The organism is Polyangium sp. 6x1 (assembly GCF_029946515.1).
In the GTDB taxonomy this organism is placed as follows: Bacteria; Myxococcota_A; Polyangia; order Polyangiales; family Polyangiaceae; genus Polyangium.
Genome location: NZ_JARZHH010000013.1, coordinates 175177 through 191828 on the forward strand (window position 1 = coordinate 175177; position 16652 = coordinate 191828).

Below are 16652 nucleotides of genomic sequence, written 5' to 3' on the forward strand. Positions count from 1 at the left end.
GCTCGTCAGGCGATCTCCGCGTATCCGCCCGTGAGCACCGCCTCTGGTCGTCCCTTCACGCTCGCCTGGAGCGCCACCTTTCCACCTTCGAGCAAGTATCCCTGCGTGATGATGGTCTCCCCAGGCCAGACCGGCTTGCGGAACTGCGCGGACAAAACCCGCAAGCGCGAAGCATCTCCCCCGAGCACGCCCTTCGCCACGGCCCGCGCCGCGAACCCATACGTCGCAAGCCCATGCAGGATCGGGCCCTGCGGAAAGCCCACCGAGGCGGCGAACGCCGGATCGGCGTGCAGCGGATTGAAGTCGCCGCACAGGCGGTAGAGCAAGGCTTGCTCGGGGGACGTGGTCTCCTCGACGGTGAACGTCGGCTCGCGATCCTTCGGAATCGAAGGTTCGTCCGGATCCGACGGAGGACGCGGGCCACTGAAGCCACCCTCGCCGCGGTAGAGGATCGACCACGTGGTCTCGTAGACGCGCTCGCCACTCTCGAGCGTGGTCGTCGTGTCGATGACGACCTGCGCGAGCCGCTTCATGTCGTAGATGCCGCGAATCGTGGCCGTCGTGAGCAGCGTGCCGGACGGAGGGATCGGCGCGAGGGCGCGAATCTTCTGGCCGCCATGGACGACCATGGCGAAGTTGCCACCCGTGCGCGCGAGCGATTTGAACACCGGCTCCGTCGCAGGAATCACGGCGAACGTCGGGTACACCCGAAGCCCACCTTCGCTTCCCTCGTAGAGGTAGGCGAGCTCGTCGCGCTTCGCGCCGATGCCGAGCGCGTAAAGCGCGAGCGTCTTCCAGTCGTAGGTGAACGAGCACGGCTCCGTGATGAAGCCCAGACTCGAGAGATCGAGGGCCATTGCGCCTTCCTAAGGATCGAGACCGGGACACGTACCGATCTCGCGCGGACGCGTCAATTGTCTGTCGTCGGCGGCGCCTCGCCGGGGCGCCGCCCCGGGCCCCGCGGGGGCTGTCCGCCCCTCGACCCGGACCAGGGCCAGCCCTGGACCTCCGGGCATCGACTGCGCTTCGCGCAGTCGATGCGGGGAAAGATTTTCAAGCTGTCCGCCCCCTCTTTGCAGGGCCAGCCCTGGACCTTGCGTGGAAGAACTGCGCTCCGCGCAGTTCTTCCAACAGGCCGTTGGTACCGCGTTGCCAGCTGAACCGTCCGCGCTGCCGTCTTGGCTGGCAGGATCGCTCGTGGTCTTGCATCGGCCCGTTCGATGAACTGCGCGGAGCGCAGTTCATCGACCACGAGTCCAGCGCTTGCGCTGGTCCGGGTCCAGGGGCGGACAGCCCCTGGTGGGGCCTGGGGCAAAGCCCCAGCGAAGCGCCTTCAAAGCGCGATTCGATAAGCCACGAGCAAGCCGAACTCCAGCATGTCGACGCGGCCCGAGAGCGACGCGCTGTCGCCTGTGGGCGCTTGCAGCGGCTCGGTCGGCAAGAACCAGCTCGCGTACCGCAGCGTCGTGCCGAGGGACCAGTTTGGGGCCACGGTCCACTCGCCGCCGATGGCCAGGCCTGCTGCGAGGCCCTCGGTCGAGATCGTTGCGGCGCGTGGGCCGACGAAGGCTGTGTCTGCTGCGGGCTTGCGATCTGTGGCTACGGTCCAGGCGTCGCGGATGATCACCGCGCCGAGCGTCGCTCCGCCCCACCATACCCACTTGTCGCTTTGGATGCCGTAGTAGCGGAGCTGCCCCTCGACGAGGAAGTAGCTGCGGTCGTGCTCGCGATTGAGCTCGGCGGCGCCTGGGGCTGTGCCGCTGAGGAGTGATCGCGCCCAGGAGATGCTCGCGCCGAGGCCGAAGCGGCCGATGCGGTACTGGTTGTAGACGCCGAGGGAGACGCTCGTTTCGCCCTTCTCGCAGCTCGTGCGCGAGCGCGGGCAGACGTTCGCTGCGGGCAGGCTGAGCAGCCCTGCGTTCACCGAGACGAGCGTGTGCGTGTAGTCCTGTTCGAGCGCTGCGGATGCGCGGCGCGCGGCGGCCGACTCTTGGACCTGCGCGTGGGCGCTCGAAGGGCAGGCCACGAGGGCGACGGACGTGACCGCGAGGGCGACGAGCAGGGGGCGAGTCGCGCGCTTCAGAGCCATGGTCCACCGGTGGGTGTGGGCGGCGGATCGGTCGTCGGCAAGGGCGGTGGTGTGGGCGGAAGGACGGCGTCGGTGGGGCCCGTCGGTTTGCCTGTGGGCTCCTTCGTCGTGGACGTGGGCGTGGGCGTTGCCGTCGGTCCGGCTGCGGCTGCGGCGGAGGCGCTCGGGAGTGGTTTGCCGTCCTTGCCCGTGGGGCGCGGCACCGGGAAGCGGCCGTTCGGTCGATGATCCGTCGGGACGGCGCGAGGCGTGTTGGTCGCCTGGGGGGCGAGGTCCGTGGGCGCCTTTGCTTCGAGCTCGGCGACGAGGTGTTGTGCGGTCGTGAGTGAGGGGTTCAGCGAGACTGCGATGCGAGCGAGGTGCAGGGCCTCGGCGGGATCTCCGGCGTACTTGCGCCCGAGGGCGCTCGTGACGAGGCGCTCGGCGGCCTCGCGGCGCAGCTCCTTCACGCGCGCATCGCCGGGCCAGTTTGCGTTCGCGGCGTCGAGGATCTCTTTCACGTTCTCGCTGGGCGGCGCATCCCAGGCTTGACGTTTCATCGCTTCGCGCGCGGCTTCGAGGCGACCGTCGAGTGAGTCGGGCGAGGTCGCGCCCATGAGGCCGAGGCGCTTGCCACCCATGACGATCACGAGCGGCGCGGCGGCGAGGCAGAGGACGAGCGTGACGATCCGTGTGAGGCGTGCGCGGCGCTTCGTGTCGGCCGGCGGGGGCAACGAGAGCGGCGTCTCCGTGCCTTGCATCGTCGACTCGCGCGCGAGTGGGGCCGCGGGGGAGGCGTCATCTTCGGGGTCGTAGGGGTCGTGTTCGTCGTCGTCGTCGACGATGCGCGTATGGCTCCGGATCGAAGGCGGCGCGGCGGTCGCCTCGTCGTCGTCCTCGATCGCGGGGGACGACACGGCGCGGCCCGCGGAGGACGTCGGAGCCGGCGGGATGAAGGGCGCGGGGGAGCTCTCTGGATCGTCGAGGATGCGCGAGGAGCTCGGCAGCGGGGTCGCGTCGGGGCGCGCGGCGACGCCGCCGATCTTCGCGGCGAGATCCGTGGAGAGCTCCAGGGATTTCGTGCGCTCCTTCGAGGGGAGCTTCACCGCGCCTTGCCGCGCGAAGAGCAGGTTCGAACGGGTGAGCTCGTCCGGATCGAGCCCGCTCTGTCGCGCCGCCGCGTAGAGATCCTTGCCGAGCGCGCGTGCGTCGGCGGCGCGCGCCTCCGGCTTCTTCGCGAGGTTTTGCATGATCACCGCGGCGAGCGGCGCGGGGACGTAGCTCGCGCGCGGGATGCTCCGGAGGTCGGGCGGCGGATCGTGCGTGTGCTGGATCAGGAGCTGCACCGGCGACTCGCCTTCGAATGGCGTTCGGCCGGCGAGACACTGGTAGAGGATCGTGGCGATCGAGTAGACGTCGGCCGCGGGGCTCACGGGTTTGCCCTCGGCGCCTTCGGGCGAGATGTACTTCGCCGTGCCGAAGATCAGGCCTGCTTGCGTGGCCATCGAGCCGCGATCGGCCCAGTCGAGCCGCGCGATGCCGAAGTCGAGCACCTTCACGAAGTCGGGGTCGTCGCTGCGGCGCACGAGCATCACGTTCTCGGGCTTCAGATCGCGGTGCACGATGCCCTGCGCGTGCGCCTCGCCGACGGCGTCGCAGATCTGCAGCGCGATGTGCATCGCGCGCGGCAACGGCAGCGCCGAGGGCTCGCCGCCCGTGCCCGCCGCCGCGAGCGCGGAGAGCAGCGACATGCCGTCGAGGTACTCCATCACGAGGTACATCTCGCCGCCCGTGCGTGGATCGCCGCGCTGCGGGATCGTGCCGGTCATGAGGACCGAGACCACGCCGGGGTGCGCGAGCCGGCTCGCGATCTTGGCTTCGCGGTGGAAACGCCCGACGAGCTCGGCGTTGCCGCTGAGCTCGCGGTGGAGGATCTTCACGGCCACGTCGCGATCGATGCCGGCCTGGAAGGCGCGGTAGACGCGGCCCATCGAGCCGATGCCGATGAGGTGCTTGATGCGGATTTGCCCGCCGAGCTCGAGGCCCGCGTACGGGTCCACCTCGGGGCTCGAGAGCGAGGGCCCCTTCACGTTCGCGAGGGGCGTGCCGTCCTGTGGGCAGAAGAGGACATCCGCGTCGTAGCGCTCGCCGCACGACGGGCAACTCTTCGTGGGGGACGGGGTCATCGGCGGGACGAGTGTAGCAGGAACGCGTGGATCCCACGCGGCCTCCGGATTACCGTCCGGGCCCAGGTGAGCAAGGCGAGGGCGAGCGCGGCGGGGAAGACCCAGGAGAAGGCGAAGGCCGGCCCTTCGCCCTCGCCCGCGCGAGCACGCGAGGCGCGCGGCAAGCAGCCCGAGCCGCCGACGCCGATCCGCGAGGCGATGCCCGCGGCGGCCGAGACGGGCGACAACGACAACGCCTACCGCATCGAGCTGCCGCAGTTCGAGGGCCCGCTCGACCTCCTGCTGCACCTGATCCAGCAGCACGAGCTCGATATCCTCGACATCCCCGTGAGCTTCATCACGCAGAAGTACCTCGCGTACCTGTCGATGATGCGGGCTTTGTCGATTGATCTTGCGAGCGAGTACCTCGTGATGGCGGCGACGCTGACGCACATCAAGTCGAAGATGCTCTTGCCGGCGGTGCCCAAGGATCAGGACGGGGATGGGCTGCCGGAGGAGGAGGTCGATCCGCGGGAGGAGCTCGTTCGGCGGCTGCTCGAGTACCAGAAGTACAAGGCCGCGGGGGCGGACCTCGCGGAGCGCGGGACGCTCGGCAAGGACATCTTTCCGCGTGGCATCCCGGAGCCCGTGCCGGAGGGGCCGGCGCCGTTCGCGGCGGTGGGGGTGTTCTCGCTGTTCGAGGCGCTGGACAAGCTGCTCAAGCGCACGAACGTCAAGATCGAGCACCAGGTCAACTTCGATCGGATCACGATCACGGACCGGATCGTGCAGCTCACGGAGCGGCTTTCGGGGCGGCGTCGCGCGACGTTCGAGGAGCTCGTGCTCGACGATCCGGCGCGGAAGGGCGCGCCGCTCACGCGCTTCGACATCGTGATCACGTTCCTCGCGATCCTGGAGATGGCGAGGATGAAGCTGCTCCGGATCTACCAGTCGGATCCGCTCGCGACGATCCACCTGGAGCTGTCGGTGCGGGCAGAGACGAGCGGCGAGGAGGACGAGGGCGACGTATTCCGTGAAGAGCACGGAGAGACCCGTGAAGAGCACGGAGAGACCCGTGAAGAGCGCGGAGAGACCCGTGAAGAGCGCGGAGAGACCCGTGAAGAGCGCGGAGAGACCCGTGAAGAGCACGGAGAGACCCGTGAAGAGCGCGGCGAGACCCGTGAAGAGCACGGCGAGACCCGTGAAGAGCACGGAGAGACCCGTGAAGAGCACGGAGAGACCCGTGAAGAGCGCGGAGAGACCCGTGAAGAGCACGGAGAGATCCGTGAAGAGCACGACGAGATCCGTGAAGAGCACGACGAGACTCGGGAAGAGCGCGACGAGGTCCGGGAAGACCACGACGACGCTCACGCGCAAGACGGAGAGCCCGAGGTGAACGATGGCGACTGAGGGCGGATCGAAGCGGCGCGGGAAGTTGCGGCTCGTGCCGCAGCCGCAAGAAGAGGCCCCGCCGGACAGTGATTCGCCCGAGCGGTTGCGTCGCGCGGCGTGGGCATGGTTCCAGCCGAAGAAGGCAGAGGCGGAGCCGGTCACGCAGGCGGAAGCGGAAGCGGCGCCGGAAGCGCAAGCGGAAGCGGCGCCGGTCACGCAGGCGGAAGCGCAAGCGGCGCCGGTCAAGCAGGCGAAGGGGAAGGCGAAGGCGAAGGCTGCGCCGGTCGCGGAGGTGCCTGCGGAAGCGGTCGCGGCACCGGAAGCGCAAGCGGAAGCGGCACCGGAAGCGCAAGCGGTCGCGGCACCGGAAGCGCAAGCGGAAGCGGCACCGGAAGCGCAAGCGGAAGCGGTCGCAGCGCCGGGGGAAGCGGACGCCGAAGGCGCGCCTGGCGCGGAGGCATCGACCGAGACGGCCGAGCCCAAGCGGAAGCGCGCGCCTCGCAAGCCGAAGCCCGCGCCGCTCTCGCCCGTCGAGCGCTTTCGTTCGCTCGCGGCCGCGTTCTTCCGCGCGCAGCGCCTCGTCAGCAACGTGTCCGCGTCCGCGACGAGCGGCGCCCCGGACGGCGCCCGGGCCACGCAAGAAGACAACGCCGAACAGGCGAGCGGCGCGGTTGCCCGTGCGCATCTCAAGGGTGTGCTGGAGGCCCTGGTCTTCGCGTCCGAGCACCCGATGACGTCGCGTGACCTCGCTCGCGTGGCGAAGGCGGAGCACCGCCTCGTCGTGTCGCTGCTCGGCGAGCTCGGGGCCGAGTATCGCAACCGTGGGATCCGGCTCGACGAGGTCGCGGGCGGGTACGTGTTCCGGACGAGCCCGGCGTTCGCGCCGTTCGTGCGCGAGCAGGTCGCGAAGAAGCCGGTGAAGATGACGCGCGCGCAGGTCGAGACGCTGGCGATCGTCGCGTACCGGCAGCCGATCACGCGGCCCGAGATCGACGATGTGCGCGGCGTGGACTCGGGCGCGGTGCTCAAGTCGCTGCTCGAGCGCGACCTCGTGCGCATCCTCGGCAAGAAGGAAGAGCCGGGGCGGCCGATGCTCTACGGCACGACGGCGCAGTTCCTCGAGTTCTTCGGCCTGCGCACGCTCTCGGATCTGCCGACGCTCCGCGAGTTCACCGAGCTATCGGACGAGTCGCGGCGCGCCTACGAGCGCGAGATGGGCGAGGAGCCGCCGGAGGCGGCGGTCGCCTTCGCGGACACGGGCTCGCCCGCGGCGGGTGGTGGTTTGATGGGAGGCGAGGGGAGCTTTCAGACCCACGTCGCCCCGCCGGAGGCAGCCGGCGATACGGAGAGCGCAGCGCGTGACGAGTTTGCATTCACAGACGAGGATCGGACCCAGACGGAGAGCGGCGGAGAGGAAGCGATGAACGACGTGCAAGCAGCGAGCGACGAGTGGTCTGAGAAGGAAGAGGTCGAGGAGCGTTCGGCCGCAGAGGAAGAGGAAGAAGAGGAGGAAGAGGAGGAAGACGAGGACGAGGACGAAGACGAGGACGAAGACGAGGACGAGGACGAGGACGAGGACGAAGACGAGGACGAAGACGAGGACGAAGACGAGGACGAGGACGAGGACGAGGACGAGGACGAGGACGAAGACGAGGACGAAGACGAAGACGAAGACGAGGACGAAGACGAGGACGACGAGGACGAGGACGACGAGGACGAGGACGAGGACGAGGACGAGGACGAGGACGAGGACGAGGACGAGGACGAGGACGAGTAGGCCTCGGCCAGGTCAGGTCACGTCGAGCCGGACTCCTCGGCGGGGTCCGGGTAGGCCTCGGCGAGCTTGCCGACTTCGCGGCGCAGCTCGGCGTGCGCCACGAGCTTGCGCACGAGCTTCCACGTCTCGGGATCCGCGAGCACGGCCATCGGCGACGCCGCCACCGCCCCGCGCCGTGGCTTGCGCACGATCGCCCCTTTCCCCTTGCTCCGGAGCTCCTCCATTTTCGTGACGAACCGCTTCGTCGGGAACAGGTCGCCTCGCTCCCACGCGAGCACCGTCTCCTGCTCGAGCCCGAGCGCCGCCGCGAGCTCCTTGGCCGTGCAATCGAGCTCCTTGCGGAGCGCCTTGATGTCATCGGGCGTCATGGGCGCGTAAACCTATCAATTTCACGCAACCCGCGGGGGCCCCGGTCGATGTACCGGCATGCAAAACCTCGCACGCCCGTCGCCCTTCCGGCTCGCCCCCGCGCTCCTCGCCCTCGTCGCCGTCGCCTGTCGGACCGATCTGCCGATCCCCGAAGCCGGTCCAGCGCTGGCAATGCCACAGGCCGGGATCACGGTCGCCTTCGAGCCGGACGCGCCCGTCACCGCGGCGCCTCGCGTGCTCCGGGTGCACGTCGCCGCGGAGCCGTCGCTCGACGAGGCGCGGCTCTACCTCGTGCGCGGCGAGGTGCGCGACAGCCACCTCCGGCAGATCGAGCGAGACGACGTCTCGAAAGCGCTCGCCGAGCGGTTCGTGCCGACCGTCCGGTGGCGCGACGACGACGGATCGATCGTGCTCGCGCCGGCGGTGCCGCTCGATCCGGGCGAGACGTACGCCGTGGCGAGCGGGGAGCCGCGGGCGAGCGTCTCCTTCGTCGTGGAGCCGGCCGAGGCGGCGCCGCTGCTCGCCCGCGCGTGGCCGCCGGTCGAGGCGGGCGGCGGCGCGGGTCTGTTCGGGCTCTATTGTGGCGACGTGACGCTGCCCGACGTGTCGTTCGAGGCCACGCTCGCGCCGGAAGGGCCCCTCGGCGCGTTCGGCCGGGGCGTCTCGCCGGCGGGCGCGGGAGGCGCTTGCCTGCGCTTCGTGGGCCGAGGATTCGCGCCGGACGGGGGGCCGTGGGTGCCGCCGCCCGTCGTGGGGCTACCCGGCCTGCCGTGGCCTCTGCGGATCGATCCGCGGCCGTTCGGGGGCGCGGAAAGAGAGGCCGGGGAGGCGATCGAGGGGCCGCTCGACGAGGCAACGCTTGCGTGCGCGGCGTTCGAGGTTCCGTTCGGGCCGGGGTGCGTCGAGATCGAGGACGATCGGCTGCTCGGGCGAGCGCCCGAGGCGGCGCTGCTCTGGGGGATCGCCGGCGAGGGGCTCGACGTGGTGATGACGACGGGCAAAAACGAGCGATTCGTCCTCAAAGGCTTGCCTGCGGCGAAGGACATCACGCTCGACGTCACGACGATCGACGTGCACGGCCGGCAGCGACGCCTGACCTTTTCCGCGACCACCCTGACCCCGATGCCACACGTCGTGCTGAACGAGGTGCTGGCGAATCCGCTCGGGCCGGAGCCGGATCAGGAGTGGATCGAGCTCTACAACGACGGCGACGTGGAGGCGGCGCTCGGCGAGCTCGTGATCAGCGATATCGGGGGCGAAACGGCGCTGCCGGCGGTGACGCTCCCGCCGGGTCGATTCGCGGTGGTCGTGAACGACTCGTTCGCTCCGGACGACGAGATCGACGTGCCGCCGGCCGAGGACGCAATCGTCGTGCGTGTCCCCGCGCTCGGGAAAAACGGGCTTGGCAATGGGGGCGAGATCGTGCGGCTGCTCGATATGCGCGGACGCATCGTTTCCAGGTTTCCTGCCATTCCAAAGCCGAAGGCTGGTCAAAGCGTGGTACGTCGGTCACCCGACGCACCAGATGGAGTGAGCGATTCTTTCCAGCTGGCCCCTCCGACGCCGGGGGCCGCGAACACAGCGTCATTCCCTTGACTACGGAAAAACCGTGCTCCGAGGTGGCCGTGATGGAGAAGGCGTCTTACTTGCCTACGAGAGCGAACGTTCCTTGCCTGTACAGACGGGCGGGGACGTCCGCGGGAGCGAGCAGGCGGTGTCGTTCCTACATCGGAGCCAGCGGCCTCAACCTTGCTGAACCAGCGAGTCAGGAGGCCCGAGCGAAGTGGAGCTGGAGTCAGGGCCTCGGGTGGGCTAGTTAACAAAGCCCGCACCTTCGCAAAAAAGTGCTAGGTTTGGATACAAAGAGCAACAGGGTGGGGGGCCACCCGCTGGTGTGGTCTGCTGGTCCGGAGGGCTGGACGGGTTGGCACACCTTTCGCGTGGAGTTCGGACGATGGCCGGAGTACGGGGAGAGAAACTGCTGACCGCGTCCGACCTCGCAGCGCTGTGCGAGGTCGATCTGAAGACCATCCATAACTGGGTGGATCGTGGCCGGATCGCACATTTTCGCACGCCAGGTCGTCACTTGCGCTTCCGCGCGGCCGACGTGGCGGAGTTCCTGCGAGCTTGGGGCTACAGCGTGCCCCGTGAGCTCGCGCGGGCGAGCGCGAAGAGCGGGCTCGTGGTGGGCTCGAAGGACACGCTCGCCCATGTCACCCGCGCGCTCGGGGACATGATGCCGCTCCGGGACGTGAAGCATCCCTACGATGCCCTCGTCCTGGCGGGATCGGACCCTCCGGACGTGTTCATCGTGGACGCGAAAGCGGCCTCGGCGGACGTGGACGTGGCGCACTGGATGGAAGCGCTCGAGCGGGCGTGTCGGGATGCGCGTTTCGTCGTGCTGAGCGACGAGGCGGCGGGGCTACCCGCCTTCGCGACGCGCGTCGGCCGGACGGACGCGCAGGGCCTTCGGACCCTGCTCGTGCCCGAGCCGGTGGCACCCGTGGCCGCTCCGCCCGGAGCCGTGGCCGCGGCCGCGAATGCAAACGAGCCGGCAGGGGCGGCGCAGCCCGTGGAAGAGCTGCCGCCGCGCGCCGCAGGCGGTTCGTCGCGGTAAAACGAGATTCGCTCCGCTCGGCTGTCCGACGGAGGGACGCGATTGCCGTGACTCGTGGGCCATGCTCGGGCGAGCCGGGCATGGTCCACGAATCTCGCGTGTTCGTCGAGCGAGGGTCGATTAGAGGCGCGAGCCGCGATCGCGGCATTGGCCGAGGTCGTTCACGTCGCTGACGCAGGCGAGGAGATCGGCCGGATCGGGGCCGTACACGCCACCCGTGCACCGATACTCATCGATCACGCAGATGGTGAGATCCTCGTATTCGAGGTCGCAGCCGTAAATGGAGGCGGTCTCCTCGGCGGCGTCGGCCTCGACGATGCACTCGTCATACTCGCGATCGTTGCAGTTGGTGCAATCGCAGTATTTTTCGCAGGCGTCCGCGGAGAGGCTGCCGCAGCCGGCGGCGAGGGGCGTGAGCGCGAGGCAAGCAAGAAGAATCCAGGGCGTTCGCATGGTCATCGCGCTCCTAATCTCCGACGCAATCGTTGTAGCTGTTTCGTTCGTCGTCGCAGTCGCCCCGGTGCGTCCAGTTATTGCCACCGTCGCAGCGGAGCTCCAGCTCCAGGCACGTGAGGTAGGCGTCCCAGCGGTCCTCACAGCCGTAAATCGAAGCGACGTCCTCCCTCGTCTCGTAACCGACGATGCAGGCGTCGACGTCCGCGTCGTTGCCGTCGCGGCAAAGCATCTCGTCCTCGCAGAGCGCGCCATACGGGGCGCACCCGAGGCCAGTGGCGGCCATCACCACGAGGGCGGCCAGACCCAAAGTTCGAGAAAGCGTTCTCATTGTTCGAATCTCCAACCTCCGCGCTGGAGACTACGAGAAATCGGACGTCCGTGCGCGTCAAATTTACGCACACAAACGTGCTTTGTAGCGATTTCGGGGGCTCTCGCGACGACTCAGGACGAGCCGGCGATCGTCATAGAAGAAATTCGCAGCGTGGGCGAAGCCGTGGAGCTGCGTAGATCGAGGTCGTCGCCGACGGCGTCGATGCGCTGCCAGAGCTGATCGAGGTTCAGCGAGATGGTCACTTCACTGACCGGGAACGCGAGCTCACCATTTTCGATCCAGAATCCCGCCGCGCCGCGCGAGAAGTCGCCCGTGACGGGGTTGTAGCCGAAGCCCATCATCTCCGTGACGTAGAGGCCACGCTGCGTGCTCTTCACGATGTCCGCGGCCTTCGTCTGCGTGGGCAGGAGCATGAAGTTCGAGGTGGAAGGCCCGACCCCGCCGCCGCCGCCGCGCGAGGCGCTGCCCGTGGGCGTGCGCCCGAGCTTGCGGCCGCTGTAGCTGTCGCAGAGGTAGGTCTTCAGGATGCCCTGCTCGACCACGAGGTTCTTGCGCGCCGCGAGGCCCTCGCCGTCGAAAGGACGCGAGCCAGGGGCGCGGAGGACGAGCGGGTCGTCGACGATGGTGACGAGGTCACTCGCGACGCGGCTGCCCTCGCGGCCGACCAGGTAGCTCGACTTGCGCCAGACGGAGCTGCCCATGATGGCGCCCGCGAGCAGGCCCAGGATGGCGCGCGCCGCGTCGGGGTCGAAGACGACCGGCGCCTCGCAGGTGGGGACCTTGCGAGCGCCGAGCTTGCGCAAGGTGCGGCGCGTGGCCTCGCGGCCGACCGCCTCGGGCGCGTCGAGGGCGTCGAGGTGGCGCTTGGCCGTCCAGTGGAAGCCGCGGCGCTTCTTGCCGCCCTCGTCGTCGGCGACGGGCGAGACGACGAGCGAGGCATACGAGCCGGCATAACCGCCCGTGAAGCCGCCCGAGAGGACGAGCGCGAAGACGCCGGCCGTGCGGCTGAAGGTGGCGCCGTCGCTGTTCGTGATGCGAGGGTCGGCGTCGCGGGCCGCCTGCTCGGCGCGGCGCGCGATGTCGATGGCCTCGGCCGCCGTGACGTCCCCACCCTTGGGGTCGTAGAGCTCGAGATCCGGGAAGGGGCCGGTCGCGATGAGCGACGGGTCCGCCGGGCCGGCGAACGGGTCTTCCTGCGAGATGTCGACGAGCTCGAGGGCGTCGCGGACGAAGCGGTCGATGCCCCGCGCCGTGAGGTCCGAGGTCGAGGTGAGGGCGACGCGGCCCTGCTTGATGACGCGCATGCCGAGGCTCTTGTGCGAGGCCTCCTCGACGAGCTCGGGTTCGCCGAGGCGGACCTTCGTGCTGAGCTCGGAGCCGGAGCGCGCAATCGCCTCGGCGACGTCGGCGCCGCCCGCACGGGCGCGACGGACGACGTCCGCGGCGAGGTTCTTCAACTCATCGATCTCGGTCTCGAGCCGGTTCGGCGCGGTCATCGTGGGGGCAGAGCGTGGTGGACAACCGGACGCTCGTCAATCAGCGAGGCCTGCGGGTTCGACCGAGAAAGCGCGGCGGCTCCTCCGACGGGGGCTCGGACGGCGGCTCCGGCGGCGCAGGCCGTCCAGGGCGTGCGGGCAGGACGCCGGCGACGTCGAACGTTGACAACGCCCGCGCGGTGAAGACAGCCCCGGCGACGAGGATCGCGTCCATCCAGAGGATGGCGTAGCCGAGCGGGCTGCCCGGGAGCGGGCGGGTGCCGAAGTCGCTCTGGACCTGGTCGTAGGTGGCGTCGATGCCGAAGCGCGCGTGGAGCGCGACGAGGGGGATCGTGGCGGCGACGAGGGGGAGCGCGGCGAGCCACGCGAGGGCGGCGAGGGAGCGGTGGGCGAGGGCGCGGCGGCCGGCGAGGAAGCCGAGGACGGGCGCGGCGGCGTCGAGGAAGACGAGCAGGAGCTGGAGCGCCGAAGGGATGGCGCGGCCGTCGACGAGGTAGGCGAACGACCAGTCCGCGGCGAAGACCGTGAAGTAGGCCGAGACGGGGGCGTAGACGAGCAGGGCGTACAGGGCGACGGCGAGGGTCGGGCGATCCCAGGAGGAGGCGCCGGGGCGTTCGTCGGGGCCATCCTCGGGGCGCGCGATCCACGCGAGGAGGACGCCGAGCGTGAAGCCGAGGAGCGGGGCGAAGGGAGCAGGCATGACGGACGCGAGGAGTCGGGCTAGCGCGGGGGGGCTGGGATGTCCACGCGTCGTTCGTTTATGCTGCGCCGCATGGAAAAACTGAACCTCGAAACCGAGCCGACGCAACCGTACGAGTTCGACCGCGAGCATGAGCGCCTCGCGAAGCTCGTGGGCCCGTGGCGCGGGACGGCGCAGACGATCATGGGGCCGCCGGGCACGACGCCGATCGAGGCGGCCTGGGAGGGCCGGATCGCGGCGGTCCTCGGCGGGCGGTTCGTCCGGTTCGAGTACCGATCGAGCGTCGAGGGGAAGCCGATCGCCGGGGAGATGCTGATCGCCTTCGAGTCGGGCGAGAAGCTCTGGCGGATCTCGTGGGTGGATAGCTTCCACACGGGCACGATGATCCTCGTGTCCGTGAGCGAGGGCGGCGGGACGGACATCAACGTCCGCGGCAGTTATTTCGCGGCCCCGGGGCATCCGCACTGGGGGTGGCGCACCGTCGTCGACGATTCGCAGGCCGATCGGCTCGAGATCCGCATGTACAACATCAAGCCCGACGGGCAGGAGGCTCCCGGCGTTTTGATCTCCCTCACGCGCGGCTGAGCGAGCGGGCGTGAGGACGGCGGCAGGCTCGGCCGCGCGTTGCGCGCGGCCTGCCACCGGGCTAAGGGCTCCCGCGATGGATCCCAGGCGCGTGGAAGAGCTGCTCGATCAGGTTCGGCGTGGGGACGTGACGGTCGAGCAGGCGGTCGAGGCGCTCCGGAATTTGCCTTTCCGCGACCTCGGATACGCGACGGTCGATCACCACCGCGCGCTCCGGCAAGGGGTGCCGGAGGTGATCTTCGGCGAGGGGAAGAGCGGCGAGCAGATCGCCGGGATCGCCGAGGAGATGGTGCGCGCCGGGACGAACGTGCTCGTGACGCGGATCGACGCGCACAAGGCGGCGATCGTGGGGCATCGGGTGCCGAGCTTCCGGTTCGCGCCGCTCGCGCGAACGGGGAGCGTGGAGGTCGCGCCGCCACCGAAGCGGCCGTGCGCGCCGGTGGCGGTGGTGACGGCGGGGACGAGCGACAACGAGGTGGCCGAGGAGGCGGCGGAGACGCTCTCCGCGCTGGGGCTCGAGCCGCTGCGGATCTACGACATCGGGGTCGCGGGCATCCATCGGCTCCTGCATCGCGTGGAGGATCTGCGGCGCGCATCGGCGGCGATCGTTTGCGCCGGCATGGAAGGGGCGCTGCCGAGCGTGGTGGGCGGGATGGTCTCGACGCCGGTCGTGGCCGTGCCGACGGCGGTGGGGTACGGGACGGCGCTCGGGGGGTTCACGGCGCTGTTCGCGATGCTGACCTCGTGCGCGTCGGGGGTGTCGGTCGTGAACATCGGCAACGGGTTTGGCGCGGCGATGGTCGTGCACCGCATGATGCCGAAGGCCTCGCAAGCAGCGACCGAGCAGCCGACGACCGCAGGCTGAACAAGGAGCACGGCACGTGCACGGACACGGACACGATCACGGGCATGGGCATGGGCACGACCATGACCACGGGCACGATCACGATCACCACCACGATCACGCGCATGGCCACGGCCACGTGCATCACGCGCACGATCACGGGCACGCGCACGCGCACGATCGCCCGCATACGCACGCGCATGCGCCCGCGACGGCGCACGATCACGGGCACGTGCACGGGCACGATCAGGGCCGCGGGCACGAGCATCCCGTGAGGACGCCGCTCCTCGAGCAGGGATCAGGGGTCGGGAAGATCCTGTTCTTCGACGCGTTCAGCGGCGTCGCGGGGGACATGACGATCGCGGCCTTGCTCGACCTCGGCGTGCCGCTGCTCGTGATCGAGCACGCGGTGGCGGCGCTCCCGCTCGAAGGGGTGTTCCTGGAGCGCGGGCACGTGCATCGGAGCGGCATCGTGGCGACGTCGTTCGAGGTGCACGTGGAGACGCCGCAGCCGGAGCGGACGTACGCGTCGATCGACGAGATGCTCACGTCGAGCCCGCTCGAGCCCGAGGTGCGGGCGCTCGCGCGCCGGATCTTCCGGCGGCTCGGCGAGGCGGAGTGCGCGGTGCATCGGATGCCGCTCGACGAGGTGCATTTCCACGAGGTCGGGGCGGTCGACGCGATCGTGGACATCGTGGGCGCGGCCGCGGCGCTCGTGTACCTCGGGGCCGAGGTGCGGGGCGCGCCGCTGCCGATGGGGCGAGGGTTCGTCAAGGCACGTCACGGGATCCTGCCGCTGCCGCCGCCGGCGACGGTGGAGTGCCTGCGCGGGGTGCCGACGTACGGCGTGGATCTCGACGCGGAGCTCGTGACGCCGACGGGCGCGGCGATCGTCGCGACGGCGGCAGGTCGCTTCGAGCGGTGGCCCTCGTTCGCGCCGGAGCGCGTAGGCTGGGGCGCGGGGTCGCGGGAGCTGCCGGATCGGCCGAACCTCTTGCGGGTCGTGCTCGGGACGCGCGGGGGCGCGTCGGACGAGCCGCAGGTGGGCGCGTCGCACGTGGTGCTCGAAGCGAACGTGGACGACATGACGGGCGAGATGGCGGCGCACGCGATCGAGGCGCTGTTCACGGCGGGCGCGCTCGATGCGTGGGCCGTGCCGATCACGATGAAGAAAGGGCGGCCGGCGCTGACGATCGCGGCGCTCGCGCCCGCGCCGCAGGCGGACGCGGTGGGGGCGACGCTCCTGCGCGAGACGACGTCGATCGGGCTGCGGAAGATCCCGGTGACGCGGACCGAGCGGCCGCGGCGCACGGTCTCGGTGGACACGGCCTACGGGCGCGTGCGCGTGAAGATCAGCGAGGGGCCGTTTGGTCCGCCGCAGATCAAGCCGGAGTTCGAGGACTGCGCGGCCGCGGCGAAGACGCACGGCGTGGCGCTGCGCGAGGTGGTCCAGGCGGCGCTCGCCGCGCTGGCGATCTGAGAGACGGCTTTACCCCGAAGCGCTTCGCTGGGGCTTTGCCCCAGGCCCCACCGGGGCTGTCCGCCCCTGGACCCGGACCAGCGCAAGCGCTGGACTCGTGTTCGATGAGCTGCGCTCCGCGCAGCTCATCGAACAGGCCAGGTCAAGGCTGCAACCGACCCTGCCAACCAGGACAGCAGCGCTGACGTCTCGACGGGCACGGCGGTCCCAACGGCCTGTTGGAAGAACTGCGCGGAGCGCAGTTCTTCCGCGCAAGGTCCAGGGCTTGCCCTGCAAAGAGGGGGCGGACAGCTTAAAAATCTTTCCCCGCATCGACTGCGCTTCGCGCAGTCGATGCCCAGAGGTCCAGGGCTGGCCCTGGTTCGGGTCGAG

General features: G+C 69.8%; 16 protein-coding genes. 8 read left to right on the top strand and 8 right to left on the bottom strand.

Annotated features, from left to right (window positions below; genetic code table 11):
• Positions 1-5 precede the first annotated feature (5 nt).
• From QHF85_RS15595 to QHF85_RS15605, 3 genes are all read right to left on the bottom strand, one after another.
• Complete coding sequence (locus QHF85_RS15595) at positions 6-857, bottom strand: MaoC/PaaZ C-terminal domain-containing protein (protein ID WP_281327970.1); 852 nt, start codon at positions 855-857, stop codon at positions 6-8.
• 476 nt (positions 858-1333) lie between these two features.
• Complete coding sequence (locus QHF85_RS15600; protein WP_281327971.1) at positions 1334-2089, bottom strand: hypothetical protein; 756 nt, start codon at positions 2087-2089, stop codon at positions 1334-1336.
• Positions 2080-4254, bottom strand: coding sequence for a serine/threonine-protein kinase (locus QHF85_RS15605; protein ID WP_281327972.1), 2175 nt, complete (start codon positions 4252-4254; stop codon positions 2080-2082). Before QHF85_RS15605 ends, QHF85_RS15600 begins: the two co-directional genes overlap by 10 nt.
• Before the next feature lie 66 nt (positions 4255-4320).
• Between QHF85_RS15605 and QHF85_RS15610 the strand changes: the two genes are divergently transcribed.
• A complete protein-coding gene (locus QHF85_RS15610; RefSeq protein WP_281327973.1) occupies positions 4321-5643 on the top strand; it encodes a segregation/condensation protein A in 1323 nt (440 codons plus the stop codon).
• Positions 5633-7402 carry an SMC-Scp complex subunit ScpB gene (gene scpB, locus QHF85_RS15615; protein WP_281327974.1) on the top strand — a complete coding sequence of 590 codons (1770 nt, stop codon included), beginning with the start codon at positions 5633-5635 and terminating at the stop codon, positions 7400-7402. The genes QHF85_RS15610 and scpB overlap by 11 nt, the downstream gene beginning before the upstream one ends.
• 17 nt (positions 7403-7419) lie before the next feature.
• Here scpB and QHF85_RS15620 read toward each other — a convergent pair whose 3' ends face one another.
• Positions 7420-7770: a helix-turn-helix transcriptional regulator gene (locus QHF85_RS15620; protein WP_281313799.1), complete on the bottom strand. Its 351-nt coding sequence runs from the start codon at positions 7768-7770 to the stop codon at positions 7420-7422.
• 58 nt (positions 7771-7828) lie between these two features.
• On the opposite strand from QHF85_RS15620, the gene QHF85_RS15625 reads away from it, so the two are divergent.
• Positions 7829-9367 (top strand): lamin tail domain-containing protein, encoded by a 1539-nt coding sequence (locus QHF85_RS15625; RefSeq protein WP_281327975.1) that lies wholly within the window; start codon positions 7829-7831, stop codon positions 9365-9367.
• 358 nt (positions 9368-9725) lie between these two features.
• Complete coding sequence (locus QHF85_RS15630) at positions 9726-10388, top strand: helix-turn-helix domain-containing protein (RefSeq protein WP_281327976.1); 663 nt, start codon at positions 9726-9728, stop codon at positions 10386-10388.
• 120 nt (positions 10389-10508) lie between these two features.
• Here QHF85_RS15630 and QHF85_RS15635 read toward each other — a convergent pair whose 3' ends face one another.
• The 4 genes from QHF85_RS15635 to QHF85_RS15650 all read right to left on the bottom strand — a co-directional run bounded on the left by QHF85_RS15635 (position 10509) and on the right by QHF85_RS15650 (position 13371).
• Positions 10509-10841, bottom strand: a complete 333-nt coding sequence (locus QHF85_RS15635; protein ID WP_281327977.1) for a hypothetical protein — start codon at positions 10839-10841, stop codon at positions 10509-10511.
• Positions 10842-10854: 13 nt separating this feature from the next.
• Positions 10855-11172: a hypothetical protein gene (locus QHF85_RS15640; RefSeq protein WP_281327978.1), complete on the bottom strand. Its 318-nt coding sequence runs from the start codon at positions 11170-11172 to the stop codon at positions 10855-10857.
• 113 nt (positions 11173-11285) lie between these two features.
• Entirely contained in the window at positions 11286-12671 is a 1386-nt protein-coding gene (locus tag QHF85_RS15645; protein ID WP_281327979.1) for a metallopeptidase TldD-related protein, read from the bottom strand.
• Between the two features lie 40 nt (positions 12672-12711).
• On the bottom strand, positions 12712-13371 hold the full coding sequence (locus QHF85_RS15650) for a hypothetical protein (protein WP_281327980.1): 660 nt from the start codon (positions 13369-13371) through the stop codon (positions 12712-12714).
• A 72-nt stretch (positions 13372-13443) separates the two neighbouring features.
• Between QHF85_RS15650 and QHF85_RS15655 the strand changes: the two genes are divergently transcribed.
• From QHF85_RS15655 to larC, 4 genes are all read left to right on the top strand, one after another.
• Positions 13444-13956: a DUF1579 family protein gene (locus tag QHF85_RS15655; RefSeq protein WP_281327981.1), complete on the top strand. Its 513-nt coding sequence runs from the start codon at positions 13444-13446 to the stop codon at positions 13954-13956.
• Positions 13957-14032: 76 nt separating this feature from the next.
• Positions 14033-14821 (top strand): nickel pincer cofactor biosynthesis protein LarB, encoded by a 789-nt coding sequence (gene larB / locus QHF85_RS15660; RefSeq protein ID WP_281327982.1) that lies wholly within the window; start codon positions 14033-14035, stop codon positions 14819-14821.
• 50 nt (positions 14822-14871) lie between these two features.
• Complete coding sequence (locus tag QHF85_RS15665; protein WP_281327983.1) at positions 14872-15075, top strand: hypothetical protein; 204 nt, start codon at positions 14872-14874, stop codon at positions 15073-15075.
• Positions 15072-16280: a nickel pincer cofactor biosynthesis protein LarC gene (gene larC / locus QHF85_RS15670; RefSeq protein WP_281327984.1), complete on the top strand. Its 1209-nt coding sequence runs from the start codon at positions 15072-15074 to the stop codon at positions 16278-16280. The genes QHF85_RS15665 and larC overlap by 4 nt, the downstream gene beginning before the upstream one ends.
• Positions 16281-16652 lie beyond the last annotated feature (372 nt).